This is a genomic window from Aeromonas sp. HMWF015 (assembly GCF_963878965.1).
In the GTDB taxonomy this organism is placed as follows: domain Bacteria; phylum Pseudomonadota; class Gammaproteobacteria; order Enterobacterales; family Aeromonadaceae; genus Aeromonas; species Aeromonas veronii.
The window spans coordinates 1-2,693 of the sequence record NZ_CAWNZT010000013.1 but is presented as its reverse complement, the minus strand read 5'-3'; the positions used below and the strand labels follow the sequence as shown (position 1 = coordinate 2,693).

3 protein-coding genes and 1 pseudogene are annotated in these 2,693 nt (G+C 51.5%); 2 read left to right on the top strand and 2 right to left on the bottom strand.

What is annotated here, in order from left to right:
- On the bottom strand, positions 1-981 hold a 981-nt coding region (locus tag AACS18_RS00600; RefSeq protein ID WP_181363370.1), incomplete at its 3' end, for a cache domain-containing protein.
- Between the two features lie 86 nt (positions 982-1,067).
- Positions 1,068-1,478: a large-conductance mechanosensitive channel protein MscL gene (gene mscL, locus AACS18_RS00595; protein WP_005354103.1), complete on the bottom strand. Its 411-nt coding sequence runs from the start codon at positions 1,476-1,478 to the stop codon at positions 1,068-1,070.
- A 316-nt stretch (positions 1,479-1,794) separates the two neighbouring features.
- Between mscL and AACS18_RS00590 the strand changes: the two genes are divergently transcribed.
- Both AACS18_RS00590 and AACS18_RS00585 read left to right on the top strand, forming a co-directional pair.
- Positions 1,795-2,442, top strand: a complete 648-nt coding sequence (locus AACS18_RS00590) for a disulfide isomerase DsbC N-terminal domain-containing protein (protein WP_108613450.1) — start codon at positions 1,795-1,797, stop codon at positions 2,440-2,442.
- Positions 2,408-2,693: pseudogene (locus AACS18_RS00585) on the top strand (single-stranded-DNA-specific exonuclease RecJ); the annotation flags it as partial. The gene AACS18_RS00590 and the pseudogene AACS18_RS00585, both read left to right, overlap by 35 nt.

The window sequence follows — 2,693 nt, the reverse complement described above, 5'->3', positions numbered from 1 at the left end:
TTGCCCTGGAGGGGTGATACGCAATTGTCTAACAACTTGTACCAATGTGCTGATAGTATGCTCCAGACGTTGTCTGAAAATAATGGCAACCAGTGTGAATATCGATAGTGACAATATCAGAGTGATAAATATGGTAGGCAATATTTCACCAATCAGAATATCGCTCTTGAATGGAAATACAGTAATAACCAGCCATGATGGGTTGTTGTGAAGGGCGTGATATGAAATGAGATCACCATTTTCACTCATTAAGGTACCATTCCTGCCTTTCAATTCAGAAATCCATGGCTGGTCAAGTCGACTGCCGTTTTCCTGAGGGTCGCTGTGAGCCACAATCATCTTGCTGCCTCGGTCAAAGAGCATATATACAACATTGTTACTGCTCTCCAGAATCCGCCCTATACGTGCTGAAAATACTTTCAAGTTCAGGTCGATACCAATCACGCCAAGAAAATCCCCCTGGTTATTGAAAACAGCATGGGAAAGGGTGACGACCGGCGTTTTTTCACTCGCGTCAATGTAAGGGGCGCTCCAGATATTGATGCCGGGATGCTCGATGGCATTGCGATACCATGGACGTTCCAACTCTTTGAACTCAATCGGGGTAGGATGAAGAGAGAAATTGATATGCTTGTTATCCTGAAGCATGTAGTACACAGTTTTTATTGGACCATCAGGGTAAAGAAGGTATTGCCAAATGTCGCGATAACGTTGTTTTAATTCCGGGGGAAGATCTCCATTATTCTCAGTAATGTCAGCAATGATGATATTTATTTGCCTCTCAACCGAAGAGAGTGAGTTATCCCATTGCTGCGCAGTACTATCGTTAAAAAATCTGGCGGTGCTTAGCAAGGTGTTTTTCTGCATAACAGAAAAAAGGTACGCACTACCCAATGTGGTTAAAACAAGTGGCAGCGCAAGCAGCAAAAGAAAACGGAGAATAAAGCTGTGATTGGAGTTTGCAGCAGTGGAGGTTTGCATAGTCACGACGCCTATATAGCTTTACGCCATCTAACCATAGCCCATGGGCATCGTGACACACATACACACCAGTCTGGGGAGTCGGCTTAACGCTCCTGTTGAGATTTCAGCAGATCACGGATCTCGGTCAGCAGCTCCTGATCCTTGGTCGGGCCTGCCGGGGCGGCGGCTTCCTCTTCCTGCTTCTTCTTGAGGGTGTTGATGGCCTTCAGTCCCATGAAGATGGCAAAAGAGATGATCAGAAAGTCGATGATGGTCTGGATGAACTTGCCATAGGCGATGACCACGGCGGGTGTTGTACCTTCTGCGGCCTTCAGGGTGACCGCCAGGTCGCTGAAGTCCACGCCGCCCAGGATCAGGCCGATGGGCGGCATGATCACGTCACCGACAAAAGAGGAGACAATTTTGCCGAAGGCGGCACCAATGATGATACCGACCGCCATATCGATGACGTTGCCGCGGGCGGCAAAGGCTTTGAACTCTTGAATCAGACTCATTATTTCCTCCGAAATTAAACAAGATAGCGCGTTGATTACCCTTGCCACAGGGCGAACTCTTGTCAGGAAAAACAGAGGCTAAGCCGCGTTATTCCTGTCGTCCTGACTAGCTTGCGGGCGTTATGAGTCCTTGGCAATCAGGGGGAACCATTTTTTTGGTACAAAGTGATATTAATTTTTTAATAAGTAGCTGGTTGAATGATGAGCTGTGCTGCTGTAGTTTGCTGGGTCGATTCATTCATACCACGTGAGTAAACAAGTGAAGTATTTACTACTGGGAATGATGCTTTTGTGCACATTTGCTGCCAGAGCGGGGATGGATACCCAAGCCTTGAAACAGACCATCACGGCCCGGCTGGGGGTCCCCGTCTATCTGGTTGAACCGACCCCGATCGCAGGGTTGTATATGCTGGGCACCTCGCAGGGGGTGCTCTACAGCGATGCCAAAGGGGATTATGTGGTGCAGGGGGTCATGCTGGATATGACCCGCGACATGAAGAACCTGACCATCTCGGGTATGCGCGAGCAGCGCCGACTTGGGCTGGCACAGGTGGCCCATGCCCCCATCGTGCTCAAGGCCCGGGATGAGCGTCACCGGGTCGCACTGTTTCTCGGCGAGCGAGACGCAGCACGCCATAAGCTTTCTACTACGTTGAAACGGCTGCAGGCATCCGGGGTGAGCGTGGCTCTCTATCCGGTGATTGATCACGCCGAACGGGCCACAGACTGGTGCAGCGATCCCCTGCTGCAAAATGATCCGTTAAAAGCCTATTTGCCTCAAACGGCATGTAGTGAGACCCTTATCCAAAATATTGGCCTGAGCCAATGGTTGGGGGTCAAGGTACTGCCGGCCTGGGTCTCCTCCGACGGGGATCTGGTGCGCGGGTATCAGAGCCCCGAACAGCTGCTCAAGATACTGGATAATTTTGATGCCTCTGCACATTCGTCGTCGTCCGCGAGTTGATGATTCCCATCTGCCTGCCACCCTGCATCCCCTGCTTCGCCAAATCTTCGCCAGTCGTGGCGTAGAGGATCCCGCCCTGCTGGAGCGTAGCGCCAGCCAGCTGTTGCCGCCCCAGCGCCTCTATGGCATGGCGCAGGCGGTGCCGCTGCTGGCGGATGCCCTGATTGCCCAGAAACGGATCCTGATTGTCGGTGACTTCGACTGCGATGGCGCCACCAGTTCGGCGCTGTGTGTGCTGGCCCTGCGCGCCA

Coding starts and splice junctions, on each gene's coding strand:
- mscL (WP_005354103.1), bottom strand. CDS start 1,478: ATGAGTCTGATTCAAGAGTTCAAAGCCTTTGCCGCCCGCGGCAACGTC.
- AACS18_RS00590 (WP_108613450.1), top strand. CDS start 1,795: ATGGATACCCAAGCCTTGAAACAGACCATCACGGCCCGGCTGGGGGTC.